Here is a 26408-nt window from a genome sequence, read left to right on the forward strand (position 1 = left end):
GGCAGGTTCAGAGCGCAGGCGGATACCAGACGGCGTCGGCCACTGTGAGTTCACGAGGGATGATCTTGAGCCCGTAGAACTCGTCGGCCAGCGCCTGCTGGTAGGCGATGATGTCATCATCGAGCGGCAGGATGGCGCCCAGGTCAGTGCCCTTGCGGCCAAGGGTGATGCGCGTGATTTCCGTCGGGACGCCGGTCGAGGCAGAGATGGCTTCGGCGGTGGCATCGAGATCGGCCTGGGCCGCCTCGCCGACCTTTCGCAACTCATCGAGGACTTCGGCGAGGATGACGGGGTTGGCCTTCGCGTAGGCGCCGTTGGCCTGGTAGAAGCCGTAGGAATCCACCACGCCCTCGGTCGTGGTCAGCACGCGCGTATCGGGCTGCTGTGCCGCAATGGCATAATAGGGGTCCCAGATAACCCAGGCGTCGATCTGGTTATTGGCAAAGGCCGGCGCCGCATCCGGCGGCCCCAAATCGAGGGGCGTGACGTCGTCCAGCGTCAGTTCCACGCTGCGCAGTGCCTTGACGATGAAGTTGTGCGAACTGGAACCGCGCTTGAAGGCAACCTTCTTGCCCTTGAGATCGGCCAGGGTCTGGATGGGACTGTCCTGCTTGACCAGAATTGCCGAGCCATCAAGGCTCCCGGGCGTGGCGGCCACATAGACCAGGTCGCCGCCTGCGGCATGGGCAAACAGTGGCGGCACGTCGCCGGTGGAGCCGAAATCGAGCGCATTGGCGCCCAGCGCTTCAAGCAGCGGTGGCCCCGAGGTGAACTCCGCCCAGGTGACGGTGACGCCGCGCGGAGCGAGGCGCGCCTCGATGGCGCCGCTGTTCTTGGCCAGGGCGAAAACGCCGCCCTTTTGCCAGCCGATGCGGAATTCGGTGGCACTATCCTGTGCACGCACGACGGCGGGCAGCGCCAGTGCGGCCGCCGTGCCGGCCAGCAGCGAGAAGGTCTGTCTACGAGTGAACATGGAAGCTCCGTTGAAGAGGTCAGGCGCTCTGCGCCAACAGGTCTGCATTGCGGGTGGCGGCCAGGCGCCAACCGAGTTCGTCGACTACCCGCTCGATGCGGGCCTTGAGATTGACGCTGGCCGGCTCGTAGTCGGCAAAATCGGGCTCGGTGGCGTATATGCCGGTCGACAGGATATCAGCCGAAAAGAAGGCAAACAGCGGCCGCAAGCCGTGATCGACCACCAGCGCATGGCGCTCGCTGCCGCCAGTGGCGGTCAGCACCACCGGCTTGTCCTTGAGCGCCTTGGGATCGATCAGGTCGAACAGGTGCTTGAAAAGGCCCGTATAAGTGCCTTTGTAGACTGGCGAACCGACCACCAGCGCATCGGCATTGGTGATAATGTCGATCAACTCCATCAGATCGGGCGGCGCCTGCCGCGGGTCGAGCGTCGCGCCCAGCGAGGGATGGATATCGACCAGATCATAGATCGTGGTCCGGGCCCCTGCCCGCATCGCGGTGGTTTCGACGATGGACTCGACCAGGCTCTTGGTGCGGGACGGCACCGAGGAACTGCCGGCGAAGCCGACGATGTGCAACTGGCTCATCACGCGCTACGCTGCTGTTGATTGGCACGCGCGACGAAGCGGTTGGCCGGGCGTTCGAGGCCGAGATTTTCCCTCAGGGTCGCGCCCTCGTACTCGGTGCGATAAAGCCCGCGCTGCTGGAGGAGCGGCACCACCTGCTCAACGAAATCGGTGAGGCCTGTCGGCAGGATGGGGGGCATGATGTTGAAGCCGTCGGCAGCACCGTTGTCGAACCAGTCCTGCAGCGCATCGGCGATCTGCTCCGGAGTGCCAACCACGGTGCGGTGACCGCGAGCAGTCGCCAGCGAGCGATAGAGTTCGCGCAGCGTCAGGCCGGTGCGCGTCAGGTCCGATACCAGTTTGAGGCGACTCTTGTTGAGTTCGGTATCGGTGGGCAGCGCCGGGGCCAAATCATCGAGCGAGTAACCGGAAAGATCGACGCCCACGTAATATTGCTTGAGGATGCCCCAGGCGATGGACGGATGTACCAGCGACTGGATGAACTCGTAGTTCTCCTTGGCCTCGGCCTCGGTGCCGCCAAGCACCGGGAACAGGCCGGGCATGATCAGCAATTGCTCGGGACGGCGGCCATATTTGGCGAGGCGTCCCTTGACGTCGGAATAGAATTCCTGGCCATCGGCCAAAGTCTGGTTGGCGGTGAAGATGACCTCGGCCGTGCGGGCTGCAAGGTTGCGACCGGCCTCGGATGCGCCGGCCTGCACCACCACCGGCCGGCCTTGCGGCGAACGGGCGACATTGAGCGGACCGGCGACGTCGAAGAATTGACCGTGGTGATCGACCTTGTGCACCTTGTCGGGGTCGAGGAAGACGCCGCCTTCCTTGTCGATGATCAGCGCATCGTCCTCGTAGCTGTCCCAGAGGTCGAGCACGAGATCGACAACTTCCTCGGCGCGCTCGTAGCGATTGGCGTGCGCGGGATGGCCAGCAATGGAGAAGTTCTTCGAAACGTCGGCGCCCGTGGTCACCACGTTCCACGCCGCCCGGCCCTTGCTGATATGATCGAGCGAGGCGAACTTGCGGGCCAGCAGGTAAGGGTCCTCATAGGTGGTCGAGGCGGTGGCGACGAAGCCGATATTGCTGGTCACCTGCGACAGCGCCGACCACAGCGTCACCGGCTCGAAATGTGCCGAATGGCTGACGCGGGAGCGGATTTCCGGATCGCGGTCGCCGTCCCAACCGGCGGGGCTATCAGCCACGAAGACCAGGTCGAACAGCCCCTTCTCGGCCGTTTGCGCCAGGCCGCGATAATGATCGATGCTGTGCCCCGCTTCGGCGTCGGCGTCGGGGTGCCGCCAGGCGGCGATATGGTGGCCCGTTGCCATGATGAAGGCGCCGAGGCGTATCCTGCGTGCTGTGTCACTCATCTCGACCTCTCGATATTCAACCGCACCAACCGTGCAGCCATGCCATTTGGCATTATCTCTACCGATTTAGTCGAGTATGATGTTTTGCGTTGTTTCGTGGATTTCCGGTTTGGCTTTTCGCTGGACCTGCAAAGGTGGGCAGACGGTTCCGCGCGGTCTTGATGTGCGTACTACCGGGCCAACCGGCGATAACGCCGGTTGTGGTACAGTGGCGATGGGAGCAAGTTGGGGTGCAACCAGGGCGAGGGGTGGCCATGCAACCGGTTCGATACTCTATAAACATTACGCTGGATGGATGCTGCGATCACGAGGCCATGGTTCCGGACGCAGAACTGCATCGTCACGCCACCAACCTTCTGGCACAGGCCGACGCACTGATATTCGGCCGCACCATCTACGAAATGATGGAGAGCGCCTGGCGTCCGCTGGCGGCAGGAGTGGAGCCGAGGCCGGACTGGGTTCTCGATTGGATGATGCCCTTTGCCCACACAATCGACGCCGCCAGGAAGTACGTCGTTTCCGACACCCTGGACCGGGTCGACTGGAATTCAGAGATCATTCGCGGGGATCGCCTGGAAGAAACTGTCCGCCACCTGCGGCAGCAGGACGGCAAGGGCCTGTTTGTCGGCGGGCTGCGGCTCCCGCTCGCCCTGGCGCAATTGGGGCTCATCGACGAGTACGAATTCGTGGTGCACCCGCGGATCGCGGGACACGGACCCACGCTGTTTGCGGGGTTGGCCAAGCATGTCGATCTGAAGCTGGTGGACCGGCACGAGTTCAGCGGCGGGGCCGTGGCATTGCGCTACGAGCCGAGGCGGTAGCCCACGGCCTGCCCATGCCCCGGTGCTAGCTGTTTAGCCCCGACGCGCCGCATCGATGGCAGCGACGTCGATCTTGGTCATTTCCATCATGGCTTCAAAGGCGCGTTTTGCTTCATCGCCACCCGCAGCCATCGCCTCGCTCAGGGTACGCGGCGTTATCTGCCAGGAGACACCCCAGCGGTCCTTGCACCAGCCGCAGACGCTTGCCTGTCCGCCATTGCCGATAATGGCGTTCCAGTAGCGGTCCGTCTCTTCCTGATCGTCAGTAGCAATCTGGAATGAGAAGGCTTCGCTCTGCTTGAACGCCGACCCGCCATTAAGGCCGATACAAGAGACCCCGGCCACGATGAACTCCACCGTGAGCACGTCCCCTGCCTTGCCGGATGGGAAGTCACTAGGGGCCTTGCGAACCGCCGTTACGGAGCTGTCCGGAAACGTCTCGGCATAGAAGCGGGCAGCACTCTCGGCATCGTTGTCGTACCACAGGCAGATCGTGTTCTTGGCAATTTCCATGACTAAGCTCTCCTCTGCTGGCTCACGAAATCTGCGATTCAAGCTGGGACAGACGCATCCGTTCGCCCTGCAACCGACGCGGGAAGCGTCTGAGGCCGCCATCCCAAAATTTCAGGTCGAACAGGAATTTCCTGTCCACCGGCGCTTCGAGCACCTTCAACTGCAGTTTGAACGGGCGGCCGGAAAGCGCAAGGGCCGTGGCGCGATGGTTGCCATCGAGCAGCAGGAATTCGTCCTGGCCAACACAATAGGCGGGGATCTGGACCTCGAGCGGCGCGCCGCCTTCAGCATAGTGCGAGGGCGAGAACCGCACCCGGTCATGCTCGGGGATTTCCGACAGCCTTGCGATCAACTCGGCAATGCGCATCGGCCGCGCGTTCGGCGTGCCCGAACCGACAAAAATACGCTGGTTGGTGGCCCGGAACGCGCAGAACAGATTTTCGACCTCTGCCGCGCTGCGAATCTCCCGCGTGATCACCCGGCTCTGTCCGGGCGGGATGCGCTCGGAGTGCAGCCGGAGCAGGATGTCCGGGAATTCACGGTGAAATCGGGTGGCGGGCGTATCGGTATAGGTGCGCATCGGCCTCAAATCTCGCGAAGCGCCGACTATACCAAAGTGTCATGCGGTTGTCATATCGGGCCGTCAACCTACCGGGCCTTTCGCGGTTCGGGCTTCACCGGGAGCACGTTCGTCGCGTAGCTTGGCGCCGCAGCAATGGGGAATCGCGGTGTCTGAACAGGTTCTGGAGCAAGCTCGGGCGCGGCGCGATTATCTGCAGCCGGTGATGGCTGGCGCCCTTGCGGCGGTGGTTGGCTATGCCAGCACGTTTACGCTGGTGCTGGCGGCGCTGACCGCCTCAGGCGCTTCGCCGCAACAGGCGGGTTCGGGATTGATGGCGGTGTGCATTGCCATCGGCGTGCTTAACATCGTGGTCAGCGCGCGCGTGCGGGTGCCGATCAGCTTTGCGTGGTCGACGCCCGGCGTGGCTTTTCTGCTAACGGTTGGAGAGCCCGTGGGCGGATTTCCTGCCGTAGCCGGCGCGTTTCTCGTGGCAGCAGCCCTGATCTTGCTGACCGGGATGATCAAGCCACTGGCCCGGCTGATGGCCGCCATTCCCGGGCCGATTGCCAATGCCATGCTGGCCGGGATGCTGCTGACGCTGTGCCTGGCGCCGATCACGGCGGTGGCCGAAGTGCCGGCGCTGGCGCTGCCGATCCTTTTGGCATGGGTGCTCGGGCTGCGGTTCGCGCGGCGCTATGCGGTGCCGATCGCCGTGGTGGTGACCGGCGTGATCCTGGCCATGACGACACATCTGCCGGCCGGCGCGCTGGACGGGACTTGGCCGACATTCGTACCGGTGTGGCCGGTGTTTACGCTTGATGCGATTCTGCGGATCGGCCTGCCGCTCTATGTCGTCACCATGGCCTCGCAAAACCTGCCGGGCATCGCCGTGATGCAGGCCAACGGCTACTCAGTCAGACCGGCGCCGCTGTTCGTCATGACCGGGCTGGCAAGCGCCGCGTCGGCTTTTTTCGGTGGACACACCAGCAATCTGGCGGCGATTACCGCCGCAATTTGCGCCGGGCCGGAGGCGCATCCCGACCGCGACATGCGCTGGCCCGCGCCAACCGCCGCGGGCGTGGTTTACCTGCTGCTCGCCGGGGCGGCGAGCCTTGCGGCAGCCTTCATAGCTGCTGCGCCCCCGGTGCTGATCCAAGCGGTGGCGGGGCTCGCGCTTCTGTCGAGTCTCGCGGCAGCGCTGTCGGGCGCGCTGGCGGATGAAGAGGTGCGGCTGCCGGCCATCTTCACCTTTGTCACTACCGCGTCGGGAATCACCATTGCCGGGCTGGGCGGACCCTTCTGGGGCCTGTTGGGAGGCATCGCCATTTTGCTGCTGCTGCGAACGGGCCGGACCACCGCGCGATGAGCGCGGTCCATGCGGTCATCATCGCCGGCGGCGAGGGGCAACGGCTGGGCGGCGTGCGTAAAGCCGACTTACGAATCGGCGGCGTTCGGTTGATCGATCGAGTCGCGGCGAAGCTGGCGCAGGCGGAGCGACCGCTGCTGGTGTCGACGGGGCGAATAGGCCGCGAGTTGGCTTTGCCACCATATTGCGAGCCGATCAGCGACTTGCCCGGCGCCGGCGGCGGCCCTCTTGCCGGGCTCGTGGCTGCGGTTCAGTGGCTTCGGAGCAAGGGCGTGCAACAGGGCGTGCTCGTGTCGGTCGCGGTGGACACCCCCTTCCTGCCCGATGACTATGTGAGCCGGCTGGTGGCCGGCCTTGCCCATGCGCCAGTGGCGTTCGGCGCCTGGGGGGCGAATTTCTATCCGCCCAATGCGGCTTGGGAACTGGCCGCCATTCAGGACCTGCAGCAGGGTGAAACCAGCCTCAAGCGGTTGCAACGGGTCATGGGCGGGCAGCGCATTGGCTGGGACGAGATGGAGGACAACCCGTTCGACAATCTCAATACGCTGGCGGACCTTGTGGCGCTGGGGAAAAGAGCCAGGCAAAAGCCCTTGTTGTGACGAGATATTCACACGCTGGCCAATTGGGGCTTGGCAAAGCAAATCAAGTTCGCTACATGGACCTCGCCTTCGGTTCGAGGGCGCCCGATAAGTGTTCCGCGATAGCTCAGTTGGTAGAGCGTTCGACTGTTAATCGAATGGTCGCTGGTTCGAGTCCAGCTCGCGGAGCCAATCGGATTTTTTCCCAAATCCCCTAAAGATGCAGCCAGCCATTGCCTCCGCAATGCTTGCGGGTTAGGGGTGCGGCTGTTTCCAGTTTTACGGACCTCCTGAAATGGACACCGTCTCCAGCAAGGCCCCACAGGCCGTGCAGCGCACTTCCCTCGCCATCATCCTGGCTGTCAGCGCCTCTCACTTCGTCAATGACCTGATGCAGTTCCTGCTGCCGGCGCTCTATCCGCTGCTCAAGGAAGCCTATGGGCTGGACTATGTGCAGATCGGGCTGATCACGCTGGCGCAACAGATGACCGCGTCGATCCTGCAGCCGCTGGTGGGGCTTTATACCGACCTCAAGCCCAAGCCCTATGCCCTCGCCATTTCGATGGTTTTCGCGATCACCGGGGTGACGCTGCTGGCGACGGCGAACACCTTCGGCCTGCTGATCCTTGCAGCAATGGTCGGCGGCGTGGGTTCGGCGATTTTCCACCCGGAAGCATCGCGAGTTGCAAGGCTCGCATCCGGCGGACGGCTGGGCTTTGCGCAATCGCTGTTCCAGGTGGGCGGCAATCTGGGCACTTCCGTCGGTCCCTTGGCGGCCGCCTATTTCCTGTTGCCGCGCGGCCAGGGGAGCGCTGTGTGGTTTGCCCTCGTCGCGCTGACGGCGTTGATCATTCTGTCGGCGGTTGGCCGGTGGTACGCAGCGCATCAGCGGGCGCATTCGGGCAAGCCGGTGCTCAAGGCGGCGCAGCAGATCCTGTCGCGCAGGCGGCTGACCATCGCGTTCCTGGTGATCGGCGCGCTGCTGCTGAGCAAATATGTCTATATTTCCTCGATCACGAGCTATTACAGCTTCTACCTGATCGAGAAGTTCGATCTCACTGCGCAGGAAGCGCAGCTCTACCTGTTCCTGTTCCTGGGCGCGATCGCAGCAGGAACCTTCATCGGCGGTCCGGTAGGCGATCGATTCGGACGTTTGACCGTGATCTGGGTGTCGATCGTCGGCGCCCTGCCCTTCACATTGCTGTTGCCGCATATGAATTTGGCCGGCACGGCAGTGGTGAGCATTGCCGTGGGCCTGATTCTGTCATCGGCGTTTTCGGCCATCGTGGTCTATGCGCAGGAACTGGTGCCCGGCAAAGTGGGCTTGATCGCCGGATTCGTCTTCGGCTTTGCCTTCGGCATCGGGGCGATTGGCGCTGCCGTAATCGGAGCGCTGGCAGACGTGACCGGCATTGTCTATGTTTTCAACCTGACTGCGTTGCTGCCGTTCCTGGGGTTCCTGACGATATTCCTGCCCCGGGCACGTGAACTGCACCCGAACCTGAAGGAGCCAGCATGAGCAACGGCACCGAACTTGATGGCGAAAGCCAGATCACGCTGACGCGGACCATCAACGCCCATATCGATGATGTTTTCGCCGCATGGACCGATCCGGCACTGATCGAGCAATGGCAGGCGGACGAGGCAGAATTCGACGCGTTCGAAGGCGGCGACTACAAGTTCACCACTTTTGGCGATGATGAGGACCCGGAAGATCACACCGTCAGTGGCGAGGTCCTGCAGTTCGTCGACAACCAGAAGCTGGTGATGTCCTGGGTGCACAAGGATGGCGAAGACGAGGGCGAAGACCTGATCTTCGTGCTGGACGTCCAGTTCAAACCCTTGAGCGAAGACCGCACGCAGGTGACCATCACCGAGAGCGGCTTGGCCCATGCCGACCCGGAATCACGCATTTTCTCGATGGAAGCCTGGAGCGCCGCCCTGGAACATCTGGCCGAAGTGCTGGAATAGGGTAGAGGGCGAGATAGATCTGGTCCATGCGACCAAAGTGAACACTGCCCCTCCAGCAGTGTTCATCTCCAGCATCAATTTCCCGGCCCCTTCGTCTCCCTCCCCCTTGCGGGGAGGGATCAAGGGTGGGGGATGTTTAGCCCAGATTTGGGCGCTCTAAGCCCCCCCTCAATAGGGAGTGCTCATCGTCTGCACCTGCCCAGCTACACCGCGTCATTCCCGCGAAAGCGGGAATCTCACTTCCCTTCGGCACAAAAGTGAGTTCCCGCTTTCGCGGGAATGACGCAGTGGCGGAGGACCATGAGGTCTACTGATCTGCGCACCCACGGGAATGATATTCTTCTGAACCACGTCCAACGCATCCGCGTTGCGCCCGCACCCGGCAGAGCGGAATGGTCTGCCCGGCCAGCGGGTTATCACTTGCTGCCGCCCTGCCCTGCACCTACCATCCCGGTTCTCTTCCGCATCACAGATTGATCCATGGCCAAGCACCAAGACCTCCTCTCCGCCATCGGCAACACGCCGTTGATCCGCCTCAACCGCGTTTCCGAGCTGACAGGGTGCGAGATTTGGGGGAAGGCCGAATTCCTGAACCCGGGCCAATCCGTGAAGGATCGGGCAGCGCTGTTCATCATCCATGATGCGGTGAAGTCTGGCGCTCTCAAGCCGGGCGGCACGATCGTCGAAGGCACCGCCGGCAATACCGGCATCGGGCTTACGCTCGTGGCCAATGCGCTGGGCTTCAAATCGGTGATCGTCATTCCTGAAACGCAAAGCCAGGAAAAGAAGGACGCGCTGCGCCTTTATGGCGCGGAACTCATCGAAGTGCCGGCCAAGCCGTACAAGAACCCCAACAACTACATCAAGATCTCCGGCCGCCTGGCCGAGAAGCTCAACCGTGAATTACCGGGCGGCGCCGTCTGGGCCAACCAGTTCGACAATCTTTCCAACAAGCGGGCGCATACCGAAACCACCGGGCCCGAAATCTGGCAGCAGACCAATGGGCGCATCGATGGCTTCATCTGTGCCGTCGGATCGGGCGGGACACTCGCTGGCGTGGCCGAGGCGCTCCGGGTCCGCAACCCGGATGTCAAAATCGGCCTGGCAGATCCCGAAGGCGCCGCGCTTTACAATTTCTATGCGCATGGGGAATTGAAATCGTCCGGCAATTCGATCAGCGAAGGTATCGGCCAGGGCCGCATCACCGCCAATCTCGAAGGGCTGACTATCGACAATCCGTATCAGATCTCCGATGCGGAGGCCCTGCCCTACATCTTTGATCTGCTGGAGCACGAAGGGCTGTGCCTGGGCGGCTCGAGCGCCATCAACATCGCCGGCGCGGTGCGCATGGCCAGGGATCTTGGGCCCGGCAAGACGATCGTCACGGTCCTCTGCGATTACGGCAATCGCTACGCCAGCAAGATCTACAATCCAGAATTCCTGCACGGTAAAGGCTTGCCCGTGCCGCCCTGGATGGAAGGCCGCACCCCAATCGACATTTCGAGCGTTATAGAACCTGAGCCGAACTGAGCCAAAGCGCTCGGAAGGCATTGTGACATGGCGGCATGCTGATAAAGTGCGCCCATGACTTCAGGCGGGCGCTTTGTTCGGCATCGATGACTTACTGAAAACCATTGTTGCCGACTTCAGCCTGATGGCAGCCCTGACCGGACTGTTCTATCTGCTGGCGCTGATTTGTGCCGTGCGCGAGATCATGAACTCGCGGACTTCGCAGGGGTCCATTGCCTGGCTGATCTCGCTGGCTTTGCTGCCGTTTCCTACCACGCTGCTCTACTTCGTCTTCGGCTGGAAAGCCTTTGACGATTACGCCACCGATCGGATCCGCAACGGGCGCGCGGCCCGCCCGCTCAAGGCCAAGGATCTGGCGCTGATCGACCGGGAAACCAGCCATCTCTGGCCCGTACAGGTCAAGGTTTCCGAAGTGCCGTTCCTCAACGGCAATGAGGTGGAAATCCTCGTCGACGGCCGGGCAACTTTTGATTCGATCTTCGAAGGCATTGCCAAGGCCAAGCACTACCTGCTGGTGCAGTTCTACATCGTGCGGGACGACGCACTGGGCAAGGAACTGGCCGAGCGGCTGATCGAACGGGCGAACGCCGGGGTTAAGGTCTACCTGCTCTATGACGATGTCGGCAGCACGGGCATGCCAAAGCGATACCGGACGCAGTTGCGTGACGCCGGGGTCAAGGTCGCTGGGTTCAACCAGCGGCACAAATTCCTGCGCGTCTATGGCCCCACCCGCATCAACTATCGCAATCACCGCAAGATCGTGGTGGTGGACGGCGAACAGGCCTGGGTTGGCGGGCATAATGTCGGGGTGGAATATCTGGGCGAAGACCCAAAATTTGGCCGTTGGCGCGATACCCATGTGCGAATTTCAGGGCCGGCGACGCTGGCCTGCGCCCTGCTGTTCCGCGAGGATTGGGAATGGGCGACGGGGGAAGTACTGCCGGCCAATCCGCCCGAAACCGTGCCCACGCCGGGCGACCAATCGGTATTGGTGATGGGCAGCGGCCCGGCGGACAGACTGGAAGAATGCGCCATCGCGTTCACCGACATCATCGGGCGGGCGCGAGAACGATTGTGGATCGTCAGCCCCTATTTCGTGCCGGACACCGATATTCGCACGGCGCTGTTCGCCGCCAAATTGCGCGGCGTGGACGTGCGGATCATGCTGCCCGATGAGCCGGACCACAAAATGGTATGGCTGGCGAGCATCGCCCATGCCGACAGCATGGTCGAGCATGGCGTCGACGTCTACCGGTTCGTCGATGGCTTCCTGCACCAGAAGGTGGTGTTGATGGACGATCAGATCGCGACCATTGGCAGCGTGAACTTCGATAACCGATCGTTCGGGCTCAATTTCGAAATCACCCTCTGGTTTACCGACAGGACAACCATCGACGGCGTGGAGGCCATGCTGCTCGAGGACTTCGAAATGTGCCGGCAGGTCGACCGGGATGAGGTCAGAAATCGGGCGCTGCCCATGCGCTTCCTGACGCAAGCGGCCCGCCTGCTTTCACCACTGCTGTAACTGGCCCGCAAAAGCCGGGCAAAATTGAGAATAAAGCCGGCAAAACAGGTGCGTGAACCCAGCATTTGCGAAGCAGAATCGAAGCATGCTTTGCCCGTCAGCGCACCGGCGGCGCATAGAGAAGCCCGCCATTGGTCCACAGCGCATTCTGCCCCCGCAGCAGCGCAGCCCCGGTTTGCGGCCCGAAATGGCGATCATATAGCTCGGCATAATTGCCCACCGCGCGGATGGCATCGGCCATGAACGTCCGCTCCAGGCCAAGCGGCGCCCCAAAGTCCCCCTCCACCCCCAAAATGCGCCGAATCGCTGGGTTTCTCGAGGCGGACAACGATTCGGTATTGAGCCCGGTGATGCCGACTTCCTCAGCGTTTATAAGGGCATACAGCGTCCAGCGCACGATCTTGAACCATTGGTCGTCGCCTTCGCGAACCAGCGGCCCCAGCAATTCCTTGGAGATCCGCTCGGGCAGGATGCGATGGGCATTGGGTTCCGGCAGCGCCCGGCGAATTGCCTGCAAATTGCGGCCGGCGGCTGAGACCGCCTGGCACAAACCAGCTTGGTAAGCCACGGAAAGATCGCTCACGTCTTCATACGGGACTTCAGTGTAAAGGGCTTGATTGGAAAAGAAAAATTCCTGGATACGCTCCAGCTCCTCGCCCGTATCGAGCACGCAGACGCTGACGTCCTCGAGCTCGAAGGCCGAGACAATGCCCATAGACTGGGGCACGAGAAATGACTGGCCATCGAAAAAGGCCGTGGCGACATAGGTGGCGCCGTAGAGAGTATCGCGGCGCTGGGTCCAGGGGCCGCTGCGGGTCAGCACATCGACCATGCCGGTCTGCAGTGGCGCAAACCGCGTTTCACCACGCAGCGAGCGGAACTCGATCAGATTGGGATCGCCCAGCACGGCAGCGGCAATAGCGCGGCAGATATCGACGTCGAAGCCAGACCACCGACCCTGCGGGTCCTGCTGCGCGAAGCCGGGAATGGGATCCGTAGCGCCACAAATCAGGAAGCCGCGCTCCTTGACCGTTTCAAGCGTCGACTGGGCCGACGTCGGCGGCGCACAGGCGAGAAGGCATAATAGAAGGGCGGCGAAACCGGCCAGCAGCTTTGATGAAATGGTCAATCCCTCCGGTTTGCCTGTCATATTGGCGGGCAAAGCTGTGGGGTCAAGCAAAGGGTCCGTGTTGCCCAGAATTTTCGGTGGGTTCTGTGTTGGATTTCATAAGAAAACGCTCCCGTAGCCCACACGCCATTGCTTCCCCCGGACTTGATCCGGGGGTCTTTGCCGGCTTGTGCCGTGTTGAGAGTGCCCCCCGGATCAAGTCCGGGGGAAGCGCCGTGGGGAGGTGAGATGGTCGGGATACTCGAACGCCTGTGGTCATGCAGACGCGCGACGATAGCGCAGCCCCAACCTAATGCAGAATTTGGCTGAGGAAGAGCTTGGTGCGCTCGTGCTGGGGATTGGAGAAGAAGTTCTCCGGATCGTTCTGCTCGACGATCTGGCCCTGATCCATGAAGATGACCCGGTTGGCGACTTGGCGGGCAAAGCCCATTTCGTGGGTCACGCAGATCATGGTCATGCCTTCTTCGGCGAGGCTGATCATGACTTCGAGCACTTCCTTGACCATTTCCGGATCGAGCGCGGATGTCGGCTCATCGAACAGCATGATGCGGGGTTGCATGCAGAGCGAGCGGGCGATGGCGACGCGCTGTTGCTGACCGCCGGACAACTGGCCCGGAAATTTGTTGGCCTGCTCGGGAATCTTGACGCGCTCCAGATAGTGCATGGCCGTAGCCTCGGCATCTGCCTTGGGGATGCCACGCACCCAGATCGGCGCCAGGGTGAGGTTCTGGAGAATGGTGAGGTGTGGGAAGAGGTTGAAGTGCTGAAATACCATTCCCACTTCGCGCCGAACCTCGTCGATCCGCTTGAGATCGGCGGTCAACTCGGTGCCATTGACGATGATCTGGCCTTCCTGATGCTCCTCGAGCCGGTTGATGCAGCGGATCAGGGTCGACTTGCCTGACCCTGAAGGACCGGCAATGACGATGCGCTCGCCGCGCATGACGCGGAGGTTGATGTCGCGCAGCACATGGAAATCGCCATACCATTTGTGCATGCCGATCACGTCGATGGCGACGTCGGTCTTGGAGACCTGCATGCCGGATTGGCGCGCGGTGGTCTCGGCCGTGGTTTCGGTCATTTGGCTCATAACTTACCTCTTGTGCCCAGTGTCCAGACGCCGCTCCATCCAGAGCGAATAACGGGACATGGCGAAACAGAAAATCCAGAACATGAAGGCCGCAAAGACATAGCCGGTCACCGCCTGCGTTGGGGATGCCCATTCAATGTCGGAGCTGGCCGCTTGCACGGTGTTCAGCAGATCGAAAATGCCCACGATCGAGACCAGCGAAGTATCCTTGAACAGGGCAATGAAGTTGTTCACGATGCCCGGGATCACGTGCTTGATCGCTTGCGGCAGGATGATGAAGTAGGTGCGCTTCCAGTAGCTCAGGCCAAGCGATGCGCCTGCCTCGTACTGCCCGCGCGGCAGGGCCTGCAGGCCCCCACGGACCACTTCTGCCAGATAGGCCGAGGCAAACAGCGTTACGCCGACCAAGGCGCGCAGCAGCTTGTCCACGTTGGTGCCGGTTGGCATGAACAGCGGCAGCATGATCGATGCCATGAACAGGACCGTGATCAACGGCATGGCGCGCCACAGTTCGATGAACATGACGCAGAGCGTTTTGATGACGGGCAGATCGGATTGCCGCCCCAGCGCCAGGAGAATCCCCAGCGGAATGGAGCAGATAATGCCCACCAGCGAAATGATCAGCGTGACCAGCAGGCCGCCCCACTGCTCAGTCGGCACATAGGAAAGCCCAAACACACCGCCACTCAGCAGAAAAAAGCCGAACACCGGGAAGACGAGAAAAAACAGCACCGCGTTTATGCGCTTGAACGGCGCCGTGGGGATCAGCAGCGGCAGGATGAGGGCGGCGCCCAGAATGAAGACGATGTTGGGACGCCAGTATTGGTCGATGGGGTAGAAGCCATAGATGAAGAAGTTGAAGCGGGCATAGATATAGGCCCAGCAAGCCCCCGCCCCTTCGGCGCGGCAATCTTCCACGGTGCCACCCGGAAAGACGGCGTGGCCGATGATGAAGTTATAGATGGGTGGGACAGCCCAGAGCAGGAAGATAACGCCCAGAACGGTCAAGATGGCGTCGGACGGGGTCGCAAAAAGGTTGGCACGGAGCCACATGATGGGCCCGCCGGCGCGGCCCGGTGCGGGTCGCTCGGGAACGAACTCATCGCGAATGTACGCGGTGTCAGTTGTCATGGCTCTACCGCTCCACCAGGGCCACTCGGCCGTTGTACCAGTTCATGAAGGCTGAGGTAAGCAAGGAGAAGGTGAGGTACACCGCCATGGTGAGCGCGATGACCTCGATGGCCTTGCCGGTTTGGTTGAGGGTGGTGCCGGTGAACACGTTCACCAGTTCCGGATAGCCAATGGCCGCACCAAGCGACGAGTTCTTGGTGAGGTTGAGATATTGGCTGGTGAGCGGCGGAACGATGACACGCATGGCCTGGGGGATGATGACGAGGCGCAGCCGGTCACCTTCCTTGAGGCCAAGTGACTGCGCAGCCTCGTTCTGTCCGCTGCTGACGGCGCGAATGCCGCCACGCACGTTTTCCGCGATGAAGGCCGCCGTGTAGATCGTGAGCCCGAAAACGAGCGCGACAAGCTCGGGCGGCAACTGCACGCCGCCGCGGAAGTTGAAGCGCGCCAGCACCGGAATTTCGAAGGCCAGTTGCGCCCCCGTTGCCCAGTAGACGAGAGACGGAATGCCGACGGCGATGAGAATCAGCAAGGCGAACGGAAAACGCCCTTCGCTGGGCGGACGCTCGGTTGCCCGCGCGAAGGTGATCCATGCCATGGTCAGGCCGCCGATGGCAGAGCCGGACGCAATCAGCAATTGCGGCACCGCCGGAAACATGGCGACCAGCAGCGCATAAAGAATGGTGAGCCCGAATACGAACGCCAAAGTGGCGCGCCCAAATGGTGCGAAACGCGTAACCGAGACGGCAGCCACCAATACCGATGCGCCCAGCATGATCGGCATCGAGATACCGCGAACCATGTTGGCGAGCAGGGAGAACGCCAGAAGGGCGACAAGAAAGCTGACGATTGCGTCAGCGACCTTTGCCGCGAGCACCACCTGACCCGGATAGCGGCCAGTGGCAGTGCGAACGCGGGTGGCCCAGATGCCAATGGCAATAGCAGCGATGAGGGCTGTAACGATGGCGACCAGAACCCAGACGAACTCTTGGTCCGGCAAAGGCCGTGGCACCATCAGGCCGCGCTGGTTGATGAAGATGTCGAGCGGCAACGCAAAGGATTCGCGCACCGCCGGCATGGCCTTGAGCACGGCGAAATACCAGAAGAACAATTGCAACAGCAGCGGGATGTTGCGGATTGTTTCGATGTAAACGGTGGCGACGCGGGCCACGAGCCAGTTGGACGAGAGGCGGGCTATGCCCAGCGTGAACCCGAGAATTGTCGCAAAAAATATGCCGATAATGGAGACGAGCAGTGTATTGAGCAGTCCCGCCAGGAACGCCTGCCAATAAAGGGACGTGCGGCTCCAGGGAAACAGGGTGAAGCTGATGTCGAAACCAGCCGTCCGGAACAGGAAGTCAAAGCCCGTCGACTTGTTCTGGGCCGCCAGGTTCTGGGCCGTGTTCAGAACGATCCAGCTGATGAAGGCGACGACTGCCGCAGCGACAAGCACCTGATAAATGATGCCGCGTACCACGGGATCGTTGAGTAGAGAGGCCCGCGGGGCTCGCTCGCCGATATTGTCTTGCACTGCCATAGGGCATGCGTTCCTTTGCTACGAACCGGGTCCGGGGCTGGCTTTGGAATCGCCTCGCCAGAGCGGCTTTTGACCACTCCTCACTGACCGGCCCAACGGGCAGATCGCATCCATTTCCAAGGCCTTTACCGGCTCAAACCAAAACCGGCGCCCCTTGGTAAGGAGCGCCGGGCTTGTAATCGATGCGGTTAGCGGATCGGGGGGGCGTATTGCAGCCCGCCATTGGTCCACAGAGCATTGAGGCCACGCTCAAGACCGATATCGGTCGACGGACCGACGTTGCGCTCGAAAGCCTCGCCGTAGTTACCGACCAGCTTGATGATCTGGTATGCCCAATCCTTGGTCAGGCCGATCGGCGCACCGAAGTCACCCTCGACGCCGAGCAGGCGCTTGATGGCCGGGTTGTCGGAACCAAGCATTTCATCGACGTTGGCCGAAGTTACGCCCAACTCTTCAGCTTCGAGCAGAGCGAAATAGACCCAACGGTTGATCTTGAACCACTGATCGTCGCCCTGACGGACCACAGGACCGAGGGGCTCCTTGGAAATGATTTCGGGCAGGATGATATGATCGCCGGGAACGGCGAACTTGGAACGTTCGGCGGCGAGAGCCGAAGCATCGGTGGTGTAGACGTCGCAGCGGCCATCTTCATATGCCTTCACAACTTCGTCCTGGTCCACGAACACGACGGTGTTGAACTCGAGGCTGTTGGCGGCGAAATAGTCGGCCGCGTTGAGTTCGGTAGTGGTGCCCGATTCAATGCAGATAGCAGCGCCGGACAGATCGAGAGCGGATGCGATCTCGTCGGCCTTGCGGACCATGAAGCCCTGGCCGTCATAATACATGGTGCCAATGAAGCTGATGCCGAGGTCGGTATCACGGCTCATGGTCCAGGTCGTGGTGCGCGACAGGATGTCGATTTCACCGGCGGACAGTGCGGCAAAGCGCTCCTGGCTGGTCAATGGCGTGTAGCGGACCTTGCCAGCATCGTTGAACACGGCGGCAGCGACCGCACGGCAGAAGTCGACTTCAAGTCCGGCCCAAACGTTGTTCGCGTCGGGAGCAGAGAATCCGGCCACACCACCGGTAACGCCGCACTGGATATAGTCCTTTGCCTTAACGTCATCGAGCGTTGCCGCCTGGGCAGCCGTCGCAACGAGGCCGAGTGAGGCCGCCGCTGCGAAGGTTACGAGCATTTTTTGCATTGAGTTTGCCTTCTATTTTCCTGACCACGTGTCCCAGAGTTCATAAGGCTTGCACCCCCCGTCCCTGGCGGCACCGCCGCCTTTGAATGGCGGTTCTGATGCTGCTAAGCATGCAAGCGTCTATTGAACCACACGTCAAGCGTGTTCGCGGCTTGGGACAGCAACGCTGTCGCTTTTTTGGCCAGAGCCGACCATTTGGCGCGTTAATGAGCAGAGAGCCTATGATGAATGATGAGCAAAGCGGCAGCACACAGCGGCCTTCCGTGGAGACCATCCTGACCCACTATGGGCGAAACCCCGAAGACCAGTTTGGATTCGTCAACACGCCCGTCTATCGCGGCTCGACGGTGCTGTTCAAAACCCTGGCCGACATCGAGGCGCAGGAGCAGCGGTTCCTTTATGGACGCGCCGGCAACCCGACGACGGAAAGCGTCGAAGCCGTCGTGACAGAACTGGAGGGCGCATACCGGACGCGCCTGCTGCCATCGGGGCTATCGGCCATAACGGTTGCCTTGCTGTCCTGCCTCAAGGGCGGTGACGATGTTTTGGTTACGGACAGTGCTTATGAGCCGGGTCGCAAGTTCGCCGATGGCTTTCTGGCGCGCATGGGCATCAGCGTCCGCTATTACGACCCACGAATCGGAGCTGGACTGGCAGAGCTGATGCGGCCGAGTACCCGGGCTGTGTTGGCGGAAAGCCCTGGTTCGCTGACGTTTGAACTGCAGGATATCCCGGCGCTGGCAGATGCTGCCCATGCCGGCGGCGCGCGGCTGATCGTGGATAACAGTTGGGCGAGCCCACTATTCCTGCAGCCGATCAAGCTGGGCGCGGACCTGGTGGTACACGCCGGCACCAAGATGTTCGTTGGACACTCGGATGCGTTTGCGGGGACGATCTCGGCCACCGAGGAAGCCTGGCCCGATGTAGAAGCTAATCGGGCGGCGCTCGGCTTTTTCACCTCGGGTGACGACGCATTTCTCGTGGCGCGGGGTCTGCGCACGCTGGCGATCCGCATGAAGGAGCACAATGAACGCAGTGTCGCGATGGCACAGTGGCTGGAGCAGCAGCCGGAGGTCACCAAGGTGCTGCACCCGGCCCTGCCCAGCCACCCCGACCATTGGCTGTTCAAGCGGGATTTTACCGGCTCGGGCAGCCTGTTCAGCATATTGCTGGCGCCTGCGCCGCGCGCTTCAGTAGCGGCTTTCCTCGACCAGATGCGTATCTTTACGATGGGGTACTCATGGGGCGGGTATGAAAGCCTGTGCCTGCCGGTGAAGCTGGGGAAGAATCGCACAGCGAGACCATGGACCGAAGAAGGCAATTTGTTCAGGCTGCATATCGGCTTCGAGGGCATGGAGGATTTGAAGGCGGATCTGGCCGACGCGATGGCGCGCTATGCCGAGGCGAGGTAATTGTGGAGCACGGCAGGCAGGTTGCTGTGCGAATAGCATAAACTGTGCTTTTGCGTGCTTGCCCTTTCCAATCGAACGCGCTAACGAAGCGCCTGTGATCTCGGAGTGTAGCTCAGCCTGGTAGAGCACCGGTTTTGGGAACCGGGGGTCCAAAGTTCGAATCTTTGTACTCCGACCATCACAACTTGCTGCGCAGCGCTTCGTGTCGAGGACTTTGCATGACCGCCCGTATCTACCGCCCTGCCCGCAACGCAATGCAGTCGGGCAAAGGCAAAACCAAGAACTGGGTTTTGGTCTACGAGCCTTCCGCTCCGCGCGATATCGAGCCGCTGATGGGCTATACGAGCTCCCGCGACATGCGCCAGCAGATCAAGCTGTCGTTTGATACGGTTGAAGCCGCAGAGGCTTACGCCCAAAAGAACGGGATCGCCTACACGGTTCAGACAGCGCATGAGGAAACTCCAAAGCGCCAGAGCTATCCCGACAATTTCCGTGCAGATCGAAAGACTCCCTGGACGCACTAATCGCGTTGCTATCGCCGAGAGTTCGTAGTGCGTCGCAAGTGATTGTGGCGCATTTGCTTTTTGTGTCTGCAGCAGCCGGTGTGGCCGGTTTTGGCAAATCGAGAGATTTGAGGCACACTGGCGGCCAGGGAGAGCATCCGATGCCGAAAACAGCTATTCGCCTGCTAGGCCTATTGATGGGTCTCTCGGCTGCCGCTCCGGCGGTGGCTGCACCGGCGATGTGGGAAGTTCGTGACGCCGATAGTGTCATTTGGCTTTTCGGGTCGTTCCATGTGCTGCCTGAGGGCCTGGAGTGGCGCACACCATTGTTCGACCAGACCTTCGCCGACGCGGACAAGATCGTCTTCGAAGCCGATGTCAGGCCCGGGGCGATGGCTGAACTGGCGGCGGAGGCATTCGCGCGCGGTATTTATACCGATGGAAAGCTGCTGAGCGATTTCATCGATCCGGCAGCGGAGGCGAAGCTCAGAGAAGTGGCGAGTGGGCTCGAATTGCCCGTCGGCAGTCTTTTGGCGATGAAACCGTGGTTTGCGGCAAACACAATCTCAGTGAGTGCGATGGCCGCTGAAGGCTATAAGGCTGAAGGGGTGGAGTTCGTGCTGCAGCCGGATTTGCCGGCGGATCGGCAGACTTACCTCGAAACCGGGGAGCAGCAGTTGGATATTCTTTCCGGCGCACCGGAAACCGAGCAATTGGCGATGCTGGGGGCCACGCTCGAAGAGCTGGACGCCTTTCCCAAGATGCTGGGCAAGATGGTTTCCAATTGGGTGGAGGGCACGCCCGACAAGCTGGCCAGACTGTTCCTGTCGGAGATGGGTGGCTTCGAGGATGCGTTTCTGGAGCGGCTGATTTACCAGCGGAACCGCAACTGGATAGCGCCGCTCGAAAGCATACTGGAGGAAGACGAGGAGGCGCTGGTGATCGTAGGCGCGGCGCACCTGATCGGAGATGGCAGCGTCCTCGACCTGCTGGAGCAGGCCGGCTACCGGATCGAGAGGATCCAGTAGCCGTCTGTTTGGGGAGAAAAACTCAGACGTCGCTGAGCTTGGTCCACTTGCCGTCGTTCTTGCTCGATTCGACCGAGGCGACGATGAACTGCATGCCTTCAACGCCATCGGCGAGGCTAGGCAGCAGCGCTTCGTAATCGGCGCCCTCGCCGCGGATCACCGCTGCGAACTGCGAGTAAAGGGTTGCAAAGGCTTCCAGATACCCTTCGGGGTGGCCGGAGGGGATGCGGATGTTCATGGTGGAAGACGCATTGCCGGAGATGGCGCCGCCGCGGGTCAGCAACTGCTTGGGCTTACCGAACTCGGTGAACCACATGTAGTTGGGATTGTCTTGGCGCCATTCCAGGCCGCCCTTGTCGCCGTAAATGCGCAGTTGCAGGCCATTTTCGCAGCCGACGGCTACCTGGCTGGCCCAGAGCATGCCCTTGGCGCCGCCTTCGAAGCGCAGCATGATGTGGACGTTATCGTCGAGCTGACGACCTTCGACGAAGCTGGTGAGATCAGCAGAAACGGCGTCAGTCCTGAGGCCGGAAACGAAGCGGGCGAGATTATAGGCGTGGGTGCCGATATCGCCGATGGCGCCGCCGGCGCCGGAGCGGGCGGGATCGGTGCGCCAGGAGGCCTGCTTGTTGTCGTCGGTGGTGGGCTCGGTCAGCCAATCCTGCGGATATTCGGCCTGAATGACGCGGATTTTGCCCAGGGCACCGGAAGCCACGAGTTCGCGTGCCTGGCGGATTAGGGGGAAGCCTGTGTAGTTGTGCGTCAGAAGAAACTTCGCACCGTTCTTCGGCTGGATGGAAGCAAGCTTGCGAGCGTCTTCGAGCGTGCTCGTGATTGGCTTGTCGCAAATCACGTGGATGCCCGCTTCGAGGAAGGCCTTGGCGGGACCGTAGTGCATATGATTTGGCGTGACGATGGAGACCGCCTCGATGCCATCCGGACGGGCTGCTTCCGCGCGGGCCATTTCCTCATAGGAGGTGTAGATGCGTTCTTCGGCAAGCCCGATATTGCGGCCGGACTCCTTTGCGACGTCAGGGCGGGACGACAGTGCGCCCGCGACCAGGTCATAATCTCCGTCGATGCGGGCCGCGATACGGTGCACATAGCCGATGAAGGCTCCGGTGCCGCCGCCAACCATGCCGAGACGAATGCGCCTTGCGCCGTTTTCAGCCATTGAAGTCTCCTCGAATATTATTGCGCCACGACCTCGTGGTTCGACAGGCTCACCATGAGGTCTACTGAAAATTCAGAGTAGCCCTCATCCTGAGCCTGTCGAAGGACGAGGGCGTGGGAAGTCCGATTACGACAGCCCCAGGATCTTCCGGTTTGCCGCCAGGTCGGTGCCGGCCGAGGCGAAATCGTCGAAGGCGTGTTCGGTGACGTGGATGATGTGGTTCTTGATGAACTCGGCGCCTTCGCGCGCGCCATCCTCGGGGTGCTTGATGGCGCATTCCCATTCGAGCACGGCCCAGCCGGCGAAGTCATATTGCGCCATCTTGGAGAAGATCGAGGCGAAATCGACCTGGCCGTCGCCCAGCGAGCGGAAGCGCCCTGCCCGGTTGATCCAGCTTTGATAACCCGAATAGACGCCCTGGCGGCCGGTGGGATTGAACTCGGCATCCTTGACGTGGAAGAGCTTGATGCGCTCGTGATAGATATCGATGAAATCGAGATAATCGAGCTGCTGCAACACCATGTGGCTTGGATCGTAGAGGATGTTGGCGCGCGGGTGGTTGTTCACGCGCTCGAGGAACATCTCGAAGGTGACGCCATCGAACAGGTCTTCACCCGGATGCAGTTCGTAACCGACATCGACGCCAGCTTCGTCAAAGGCGTTAAGGATCGGCGTCCAGCGGCGTGCCAACTCGTCAAAGGCTTCCTCGACCAGACCAGCCGGGCGCTGGGGGAATGGATAAAGGAACGGCCAGGCGAGTGCGCCGGAGAAGGTCGCGTGTTCGGTCAGGCCAAGGTTCTGCGAGGCTTTTGCGGCCCAATGCAGCTGCTGAACAGCCCATTCCTGACGGGCTTTTGGGTTGTTGTGCACGGAAGCTGGGGCGAAGCCATCCAGCATCGTGTCGTAGACAGGGTGAGCGGCGACAAGCTGGCCCTGCAGATGGGTTGAAAGCTCGGTGATTTCGAGCCCGTGCTTGGCAGCAGTGCCCTTCAACTCGTCGGTATAGGTCTTTGAGGTCGCGGCCTTTTCCAGATCGATGAAGCTGCCGACCCAGGTGGGGATCTGTACGCCCTTGTAGCCGTAGTTGGCCGCCCAGCCGCAAATTGCGTCAAATGAATTGAAGGGGGCCTTGTCGCCGGCGAACTGAGCCAGGAAAATCCCTGGTCCCTTGATGGTGCGCATAGATGCTGCTCCTCACTGCGGCTCCTGCCGAAGCGGAACCTGTCCTTGATCCTGGTATTGTTTGACAGGCCCATGGGCCTGTCAACGAGCTCGGATAGATTGTCTACCTGAGCAAAGCCTGGGCGTCCTGCGGCGAAAGGGCCAGCGGGCGCTCGCAGGTGGTCGAGAGCGTCAGAACCTGACCGCTTTCGCCAGCCTTGAGCAGGCTCGTCATCACGTCCACGACGTGCAGGGCGACATCAAGCCCGCAACGCGCGCGGTAACCAGCGTCGATTGAGTGCATCATGTCGGCCAGACCAGCGGTGCGATAGTTGGCGCGCGGATTTGGCTTGTCGAGGTCCTGGTTGGCCTTGCCGAAGGGGTGGTCCCATGGAGTTACAGTGTGCCGTTCGCCCGAGAGATTGGCGGTGACGAGATCGCCGCCAAAGAAGTTCGGATCGGGCACGAAGATCGACCCATCGGTGCCGTAGAGCTCGATGTTATGGTGGCCATGGGCCGCCACGTCCCAGCTGGCGCCGATGGTGACGATGGCACCGGAGGCGAACTCGAGGACACCATGGATGGTGGTGGGGGTGCCGACCTTGACGAAGCTGCCCTTGTAGGGGCCTTCGGCGGTCACTTCGCGTTCCGTGCGCGCCATGTTGGTGAAGGCGGAAAGGCGCTTCACCGGACCGAGTAGGTGGATGAGCTCGGTGACATAATATGGGCCCAGATCAAGGATGGGACCGGCGCCGACCTGGAAGAAGAACTCCGGATTGGGATGCCAATGTTCCATGCCGCGGCTCATCACGTGCGTAGTGCCGCTCATGATCTTGCCGAGTTCACCGCTATCGATAATCTGACGCGCCTGCTGATGGGCACCGCCGAGGAAGGTGTCAGGGGCGCTGCCGACGCGCAGACCACGATCGTCAGCGGCCTTCTTGAGGGCCATGCCCTCTTCGAGGGACAGCACAAACGGCTTCTCGGAATAGGCGTGCTTGCCGGCCGAGATGATGTCCATCGACACCGAGTAGTGCGTAGCCGGAATCGTCAGATTGACGATCACGTCCAGTTCGCTGTTCTTGAGCAACTCGTCAGGAGTCTGAGCCTTGACGCCATATTCGTCGGCGCGCTTCTTGGCGGCTTCTGGAATGATGTCTGCGACGGCGCGCACTTCGAGGCCCTTGAACAGCGGAGCAAGCCGCAGATAGGCGCCCGAAATATTGCCGGCACCCATGATGCCGACGCCAAATGTCTTGGTCATTTGATATTACTTCCAGTTCTTGGCGGCAGCGATCGAACGCGTGGCGAAGCGCACTGCGTCGGATGGCTTGTCGTGTTCGGCAACGAAATACTGCGCCTTGGTCTTGGACTGAACCTTGGTGATCAGGTCATCCCAGTTGAGAGTGCCCTGCCCCACGTCAGCCCAGCCGTCTTCATCGGTGGCTTCGCCAGCGGGCGCGATGTCCTTGACGTGAACAGCGGTGATGCGGTCGCCGTACTTGTCGAACCAGGCGATCGGGTCGGCATTGCCGCGAGCAATCCAGGCCACGTCGGCTTCCCATTCGATGCTGGGAGCGGTTTCGAGAATGATCTCCATGGGCGTACGGCCCGAGGTGGTCGCCTTGAACTCGAAATCGTGGTTGTGCCAGCCGAAGCCGTAGCCTTCCTTGGTGTAGGTTTCGCCGGCCTTGGCCAGCATCTCGGCAAGCTCAAGCCACTTGGACTCGTCTTCGCTGCGGCCTTCAGGGCCGATGTGGGGGCAATAGATGCGCTTGATGCCGAGAGTTTCAGCGGTCTTCAGCGTGGTTTCCACGTCCTGCACCTGGGCGGGGCCGAAATGGCCAGTGGGCATGGTAAGGCCATTCTTCTTGAGCTCAGCGGCAAGACCGGTGGCGTCGGCATAGAGCCCGCCGTAACCTTCGACCTGCGTGTAGCCAAGCTCGCCGAGCTTGGCGAGGAAGTCCGGGAGCGATGGGACGTTGCGGGCGCTGTAAAGCTGGAATGACAGTTCAGTCATTGTGGCCTCTTTCGTAGAGTGTGCAAGGGCATCGGGTGATGCCGCTTATGGATTGATGTGTCAGATGCCGCGCGCAGCCCGGCCGGTTGACAATGGAGGGACGCTACAGGCGCAGGGTGCCGCACGGCGCCTGTAACGATTTGATGCTAGAGCCGGTTGGTGGTTTCGGCGTTGAAGATCGAGCCACGCGCGGGGTCGAAGCCGACCCGGACTTTTTGGCCAGTCGAGATCACCACGTCGCTATCGCAGCGGAACGTCACCGGCTTGCCGGCGATCTTGGTCCACGCCAGTGTGTCGGAACCCATCGGCTCGACGATTTCAATCTCGACGTCGGTGGAATAGGGCATGCTGGCCGCTTCCTCGCCCATCACAATGTGCTCGGGGCGTACGCCCAGAACGGCCTTGGCGGACCCTGTCGCCGGGGCGGTGAAGGCGTAATTGCCAACCGGGATGACGGTGCCGTCGTCCGTCGTGAAGGTGGTGCCGTTGAGGGTGCCTTCCAGCATGTTCATCTGCGGCGAGCCGATGAAGCCCGCAACATAGAGATTGACCGGCTTGTTGTAGATCGTGTGCGGATCGGCAAGCTGCTGGATGATGCCATTCTTCATGACGGCGATACGATCAGCGAGGGTAAGCGCTTCGATCTGATCGTGCGTCACGTAGATCATGGTGTTCTTGAGCCGCTGATGCAGCCGCTTGATCTCGACGCGCAGATCGGAGCGCAGCTTGGCATCCAGGTTCGACAGAGGCTCGTCGAACAGGAACACGTCCACGTCGCGGACCAGGGCACGGCCGATGGCGACGCGCTGGCGCTGCCCGCCGGAGAGGTTGGCAGGCTTGCGCTGCAGGAAAGGTTCGAGCTGCAGAATCTCGGCGGCGCGCTTGACGCGCTTGTTGATCTCGTCCTTGGGCATGCCCGCGACACGAAGACCGAAGGAGAGGTTCCGCTCCACGGTCATCTGCGGGTAGAGCGCATAGGACTGGAACACCATGCCGATGCCACGGTCCTTGGGCTCGGCCCAGGTAACGTTCTTGCCGCCGATGAAAATCTGACCGCCGGAGACGTCGAGCAGGCCGGCGATGCAGTTCAACAGGGTGGACTTGCCACAACCGGAAGGTCCGAGCAGCACGATGAACTCGCCCTGCCCCACTTCGAGATCGAGATGCTGCAAGACCGGAACGCTGCCGAAGTTGAGCGAGACATCCTTGATGGAAACACTGCTTTGCAT

The 26408-nt window shown here is 61.4% G+C and carries 25 protein-coding genes and 2 tRNA genes; 12 read left to right on the forward strand and 15 right to left on the reverse strand.

What is annotated here, in order from left to right:
- Window positions 1-7: 7 nt before the first annotated feature.
- From C8264_RS12850 to C8264_RS12860, 3 genes are read right to left on the reverse strand one after another with little or no spacing between them, the layout of a single operon-like run.
- On the reverse strand, window positions 8-973 hold the full coding sequence (locus C8264_RS12850) for an aliphatic sulfonate ABC transporter substrate-binding protein (protein WP_108461384.1): 966 nt from the start codon (window positions 971-973) through the stop codon (window positions 8-10).
- A 19-nt stretch (window positions 974-992) separates the two neighbouring features.
- Window positions 993-1559 carry an FMN reductase gene (msuE, locus tag C8264_RS12855; RefSeq protein ID WP_108461385.1) on the reverse strand — a complete coding sequence of 189 codons (567 nt, stop codon included), beginning with the start codon at window positions 1557-1559 and terminating at the stop codon, window positions 993-995.
- The gene (locus C8264_RS12860) at window positions 1559-2923 is read right to left on the reverse strand and encodes an LLM class flavin-dependent oxidoreductase (RefSeq protein WP_108461386.1); all 1365 of its coding nucleotides are present in this window, start codon (window positions 2921-2923) and stop codon (window positions 1559-1561) included. The genes msuE and C8264_RS12860 overlap by 1 nt, the downstream gene beginning before the upstream one ends.
- Before the next feature lie 254 nt (window positions 2924-3177).
- Between C8264_RS12860 and C8264_RS12865 the strand changes: the two genes are divergently transcribed.
- Window positions 3178-3744 (forward strand): dihydrofolate reductase family protein, encoded by a 567-nt coding sequence (locus C8264_RS12865; RefSeq protein ID WP_108461387.1) that lies wholly within the window; start codon window positions 3178-3180, stop codon window positions 3742-3744.
- A 33-nt stretch (window positions 3745-3777) separates the two neighbouring features.
- On the opposite strand, the gene C8264_RS12870 is transcribed toward C8264_RS12865, so the two are convergent.
- Together C8264_RS12870 and C8264_RS12875 are read right to left on the reverse strand one after the other, a co-directional pair.
- Window positions 3778-4251, reverse strand: coding sequence for a VOC family protein (locus C8264_RS12870; RefSeq protein ID WP_205245677.1), 474 nt, complete (start codon window positions 4249-4251; stop codon window positions 3778-3780).
- A 28-nt stretch (window positions 4252-4279) separates the two neighbouring features.
- A complete protein-coding gene (locus C8264_RS12875) occupies window positions 4280-4837 on the reverse strand; it encodes a hypothetical protein (RefSeq protein WP_108461389.1) in 558 nt (185 codons plus the stop codon).
- A gap of 148 nt (window positions 4838-4985) precedes the next feature.
- Here C8264_RS12875 and C8264_RS12880 point away from each other — a divergent pair, with 148 nt between their 5' ends.
- The 7 genes from C8264_RS12880 (at window position 4986) to cls (ending at window position 11789) form a co-directional block, all read left to right on the forward strand.
- On the forward strand, window positions 4986-6185 hold the full coding sequence (locus C8264_RS12880) for a benzoate/H(+) symporter BenE family transporter (protein WP_245893149.1): 1200 nt from the start codon (window positions 4986-4988) through the stop codon (window positions 6183-6185).
- Window positions 6182-6784, forward strand: coding sequence for a molybdenum cofactor guanylyltransferase (gene mobA / locus C8264_RS12885; protein ID WP_108461390.1), 603 nt, complete (start codon window positions 6182-6184; stop codon window positions 6782-6784). The genes C8264_RS12880 and mobA overlap by 4 nt, the downstream gene beginning before the upstream one ends.
- Window positions 6785-6879: 95 nt before the next feature.
- A tRNA-Asn gene (locus C8264_RS12890) sits at window positions 6880-6955 on the forward strand.
- 103 nt (window positions 6956-7058) lie between these two features.
- Window positions 7059-8282 (forward strand): MFS transporter, encoded by a 1224-nt coding sequence (locus C8264_RS12895; RefSeq protein WP_108461391.1) that lies wholly within the window; start codon window positions 7059-7061, stop codon window positions 8280-8282.
- Entirely contained in the window at window positions 8279-8734 is a 456-nt protein-coding gene (locus C8264_RS12900; protein WP_108461392.1) for an SRPBCC family protein, read from the forward strand. The genes C8264_RS12895 and C8264_RS12900 overlap by 4 nt, the downstream gene beginning before the upstream one ends.
- A gap of 480 nt (window positions 8735-9214) precedes the next feature.
- Window positions 9215-10264, forward strand: a complete 1050-nt coding sequence (locus C8264_RS12905) for a cysteine synthase A (protein WP_108461393.1) — start codon at window positions 9215-9217, stop codon at window positions 10262-10264.
- A 73-nt stretch (window positions 10265-10337) separates the two neighbouring features.
- A complete protein-coding gene (gene cls / locus C8264_RS12910) occupies window positions 10338-11789 on the forward strand; it encodes a cardiolipin synthase (RefSeq protein ID WP_245893151.1) in 1452 nt (483 codons plus the stop codon).
- A 97-nt stretch (window positions 11790-11886) separates the two neighbouring features.
- On the opposite strand, the gene C8264_RS12915 is transcribed toward cls, so the two are convergent.
- The 5 genes from C8264_RS12915 to C8264_RS12935 form a co-directional block, all read right to left on the reverse strand.
- The gene (locus C8264_RS12915; RefSeq protein ID WP_162783622.1) at window positions 11887-12918 is read right to left on the reverse strand and encodes a transporter substrate-binding domain-containing protein; all 1032 of its coding nucleotides are present in this window, start codon (window positions 12916-12918) and stop codon (window positions 11887-11889) included.
- A 289-nt stretch (window positions 12919-13207) separates the two neighbouring features.
- Entirely contained in the window at window positions 13208-14008 is an 801-nt protein-coding gene (locus C8264_RS12920; protein ID WP_281261447.1) for an amino acid ABC transporter ATP-binding protein, read from the reverse strand.
- Between the two features lie 3 nt (window positions 14009-14011).
- On the reverse strand, window positions 14012-15139 hold the full coding sequence (locus C8264_RS12925; protein ID WP_108461395.1) for an amino acid ABC transporter permease: 1128 nt from the start codon (window positions 15137-15139) through the stop codon (window positions 14012-14014).
- 4 nt (window positions 15140-15143) lie between these two features.
- Window positions 15144-16676, reverse strand: coding sequence for an amino acid ABC transporter permease (locus C8264_RS12930; protein ID WP_108461396.1), 1533 nt, complete (start codon window positions 16674-16676; stop codon window positions 15144-15146).
- A 188-nt stretch (window positions 16677-16864) separates the two neighbouring features.
- On the reverse strand, window positions 16865-17881 hold the full coding sequence (locus tag C8264_RS12935; protein WP_108461397.1) for an amino acid ABC transporter substrate-binding protein: 1017 nt from the start codon (window positions 17879-17881) through the stop codon (window positions 16865-16867).
- A 206-nt stretch (window positions 17882-18087) separates the two neighbouring features.
- Between C8264_RS12935 and metC the strand changes: the two genes are divergently transcribed.
- The 4 genes from metC to C8264_RS12955 all read left to right on the forward strand — a co-directional run bounded on the left by metC (window position 18088) and on the right by C8264_RS12955 (window position 20824).
- Window positions 18088-19293, forward strand: coding sequence for a cystathionine beta-lyase (gene metC, locus C8264_RS12940; protein WP_245893153.1), 1206 nt, complete (start codon window positions 18088-18090; stop codon window positions 19291-19293).
- 101 nt (window positions 19294-19394) lie between these two features.
- A tRNA-Pro gene (locus C8264_RS12945) sits at window positions 19395-19471 on the forward strand.
- Window positions 19472-19511: 40 nt separating this feature from the next.
- Window positions 19512-19817 carry an ETC complex I subunit gene (locus C8264_RS12950; protein WP_108461398.1) on the forward strand — a complete coding sequence of 102 codons (306 nt, stop codon included), beginning with the start codon at window positions 19512-19514 and terminating at the stop codon, window positions 19815-19817.
- A 140-nt stretch (window positions 19818-19957) separates the two neighbouring features.
- Window positions 19958-20824 carry a TraB/GumN family protein gene (locus tag C8264_RS12955; protein ID WP_108461399.1) on the forward strand — a complete coding sequence of 289 codons (867 nt, stop codon included), beginning with the start codon at window positions 19958-19960 and terminating at the stop codon, window positions 20822-20824.
- 22 nt (window positions 20825-20846) lie between these two features.
- Here the strand turns inward: C8264_RS12955 and C8264_RS12960 are convergent, their stop codons facing one another.
- The 5 genes from C8264_RS12960 to C8264_RS12980 all read right to left on the reverse strand — a co-directional run bounded on the left by C8264_RS12960 (window position 20847) and on the right by C8264_RS12980 (window position 26408).
- On the reverse strand, window positions 20847-21998 hold the full coding sequence (locus C8264_RS12960) for a Gfo/Idh/MocA family protein (protein WP_108461400.1): 1152 nt from the start codon (window positions 21996-21998) through the stop codon (window positions 20847-20849).
- A gap of 126 nt (window positions 21999-22124) precedes the next feature.
- The gene (locus C8264_RS12965; protein ID WP_108461401.1) at window positions 22125-23180 is read right to left on the reverse strand and encodes a sugar phosphate isomerase/epimerase family protein; all 1056 of its coding nucleotides are present in this window, start codon (window positions 23178-23180) and stop codon (window positions 22125-22127) included.
- A gap of 103 nt (window positions 23181-23283) precedes the next feature.
- Window positions 23284-24423, reverse strand: a complete 1140-nt coding sequence (locus C8264_RS12970; protein ID WP_108461402.1) for a Gfo/Idh/MocA family protein — start codon at window positions 24421-24423, stop codon at window positions 23284-23286.
- Between the two features lie 6 nt (window positions 24424-24429).
- Complete coding sequence (locus tag C8264_RS12975) at window positions 24430-25179, reverse strand: sugar phosphate isomerase/epimerase family protein (protein WP_108461403.1); 750 nt, start codon at window positions 25177-25179, stop codon at window positions 24430-24432.
- 146 nt (window positions 25180-25325) lie between these two features.
- Window positions 25326-26408 (reverse strand): ABC transporter ATP-binding protein, encoded by a 1083-nt coding sequence (locus C8264_RS12980; RefSeq protein WP_108461404.1) that lies wholly within the window; start codon window positions 26406-26408, stop codon window positions 25326-25328.

It is taken from the genome of Devosia naphthalenivorans, from assembly GCF_003056355.1.
GTDB classification, from domain to species: domain Bacteria; phylum Pseudomonadota; class Alphaproteobacteria; order Rhizobiales; family Devosiaceae; genus Devosia; species Devosia naphthalenivorans.

Excerpts from the sequence above, each read along its gene's own strand:
- C8264_RS12970 (WP_108461402.1), bottom strand. The coding sequence starts at position 24,423 with ATGACCAAGACATTTGGCGTCGGCATCATGGGTGCCGGCAATATTTCG.
- C8264_RS12895 (WP_108461391.1), top strand. The coding sequence starts at position 7,059 with ATGGACACCGTCTCCAGCAAGGCCCCACAGGCCGTGCAGCGCACTTCC.
- msuE (WP_108461385.1), bottom strand. The coding sequence starts at position 1,559 with ATGAGCCAGTTGCACATCGTCGGCTTCGCCGGCAGTTCCTCGGTGCCG.
- C8264_RS12875 (WP_108461389.1), bottom strand. The coding sequence starts at position 4,837 with ATGCGCACCTATACCGATACGCCCGCCACCCGATTTCACCGTGAATTC.
- metC (WP_245893153.1), top strand. The coding sequence starts at position 18,088 with ATGAGCAGAGAGCCTATGATGAATGATGAGCAAAGCGGCAGCACACAG.
- C8264_RS12860 (WP_108461386.1), bottom strand. The coding sequence starts at position 2,923 with ATGAGTGACACAGCACGCAGGATACGCCTCGGCGCCTTCATCATGGCA.
- C8264_RS12850 (WP_108461384.1), bottom strand. The coding sequence starts at position 973 with ATGTTCACTCGTAGACAGACCTTCTCGCTGCTGGCCGGCACGGCGGCC.
- C8264_RS12960 (WP_108461400.1), bottom strand. The coding sequence starts at position 21,998 with ATGGCTGAAAACGGCGCAAGGCGCATTCGTCTCGGCATGGTTGGCGGC.
- C8264_RS12930 (WP_108461396.1), bottom strand. The coding sequence starts at position 16,676 with ATGGCAGTGCAAGACAATATCGGCGAGCGAGCCCCGCGGGCCTCTCTA.
- mobA (WP_108461390.1), top strand. The coding sequence starts at position 6,182 with ATGAGCGCGGTCCATGCGGTCATCATCGCCGGCGGCGAGGGGCAACGG.
- C8264_RS12965 (WP_108461401.1), bottom strand. The coding sequence starts at position 23,180 with ATGCGCACCATCAAGGGACCAGGGATTTTCCTGGCTCAGTTCGCCGGC.
- C8264_RS12920 (WP_281261447.1), bottom strand. The coding sequence starts at position 14,008 with ATGAGCCAAATGACCGAAACCACGGCCGAGACCACCGCGCGCCAATCC.
- C8264_RS12900 (WP_108461392.1), top strand. The coding sequence starts at position 8,279 with ATGAGCAACGGCACCGAACTTGATGGCGAAAGCCAGATCACGCTGACG.
- C8264_RS12865 (WP_108461387.1), top strand. The coding sequence starts at position 3,178 with ATGCAACCGGTTCGATACTCTATAAACATTACGCTGGATGGATGCTGC.
- C8264_RS12905 (WP_108461393.1), top strand. The coding sequence starts at position 9,215 with ATGGCCAAGCACCAAGACCTCCTCTCCGCCATCGGCAACACGCCGTTG.
- C8264_RS12935 (WP_108461397.1), bottom strand. The coding sequence starts at position 17,881 with ATGCAAAAAATGCTCGTAACCTTCGCAGCGGCGGCCTCACTCGGCCTC.
- C8264_RS12950 (WP_108461398.1), top strand. The coding sequence starts at position 19,512 with ATGACCGCCCGTATCTACCGCCCTGCCCGCAACGCAATGCAGTCGGGC.
- C8264_RS12975 (WP_108461403.1), bottom strand. The coding sequence starts at position 25,179 with ATGACTGAACTGTCATTCCAGCTTTACAGCGCCCGCAACGTCCCATCG.
- C8264_RS12980 (WP_108461404.1), bottom strand. The coding sequence starts at position 26,408 with ATGCAAAGCAGTGTTTCCATCAAGGATGTCTCGCTCAACTTCGGCAGC.
- C8264_RS12925 (WP_108461395.1), bottom strand. The coding sequence starts at position 15,139 with ATGACAACTGACACCGCGTACATTCGCGATGAGTTCGTTCCCGAGCGA.
- C8264_RS12955 (WP_108461399.1), top strand. The coding sequence starts at position 19,958 with ATGCCGAAAACAGCTATTCGCCTGCTAGGCCTATTGATGGGTCTCTCG.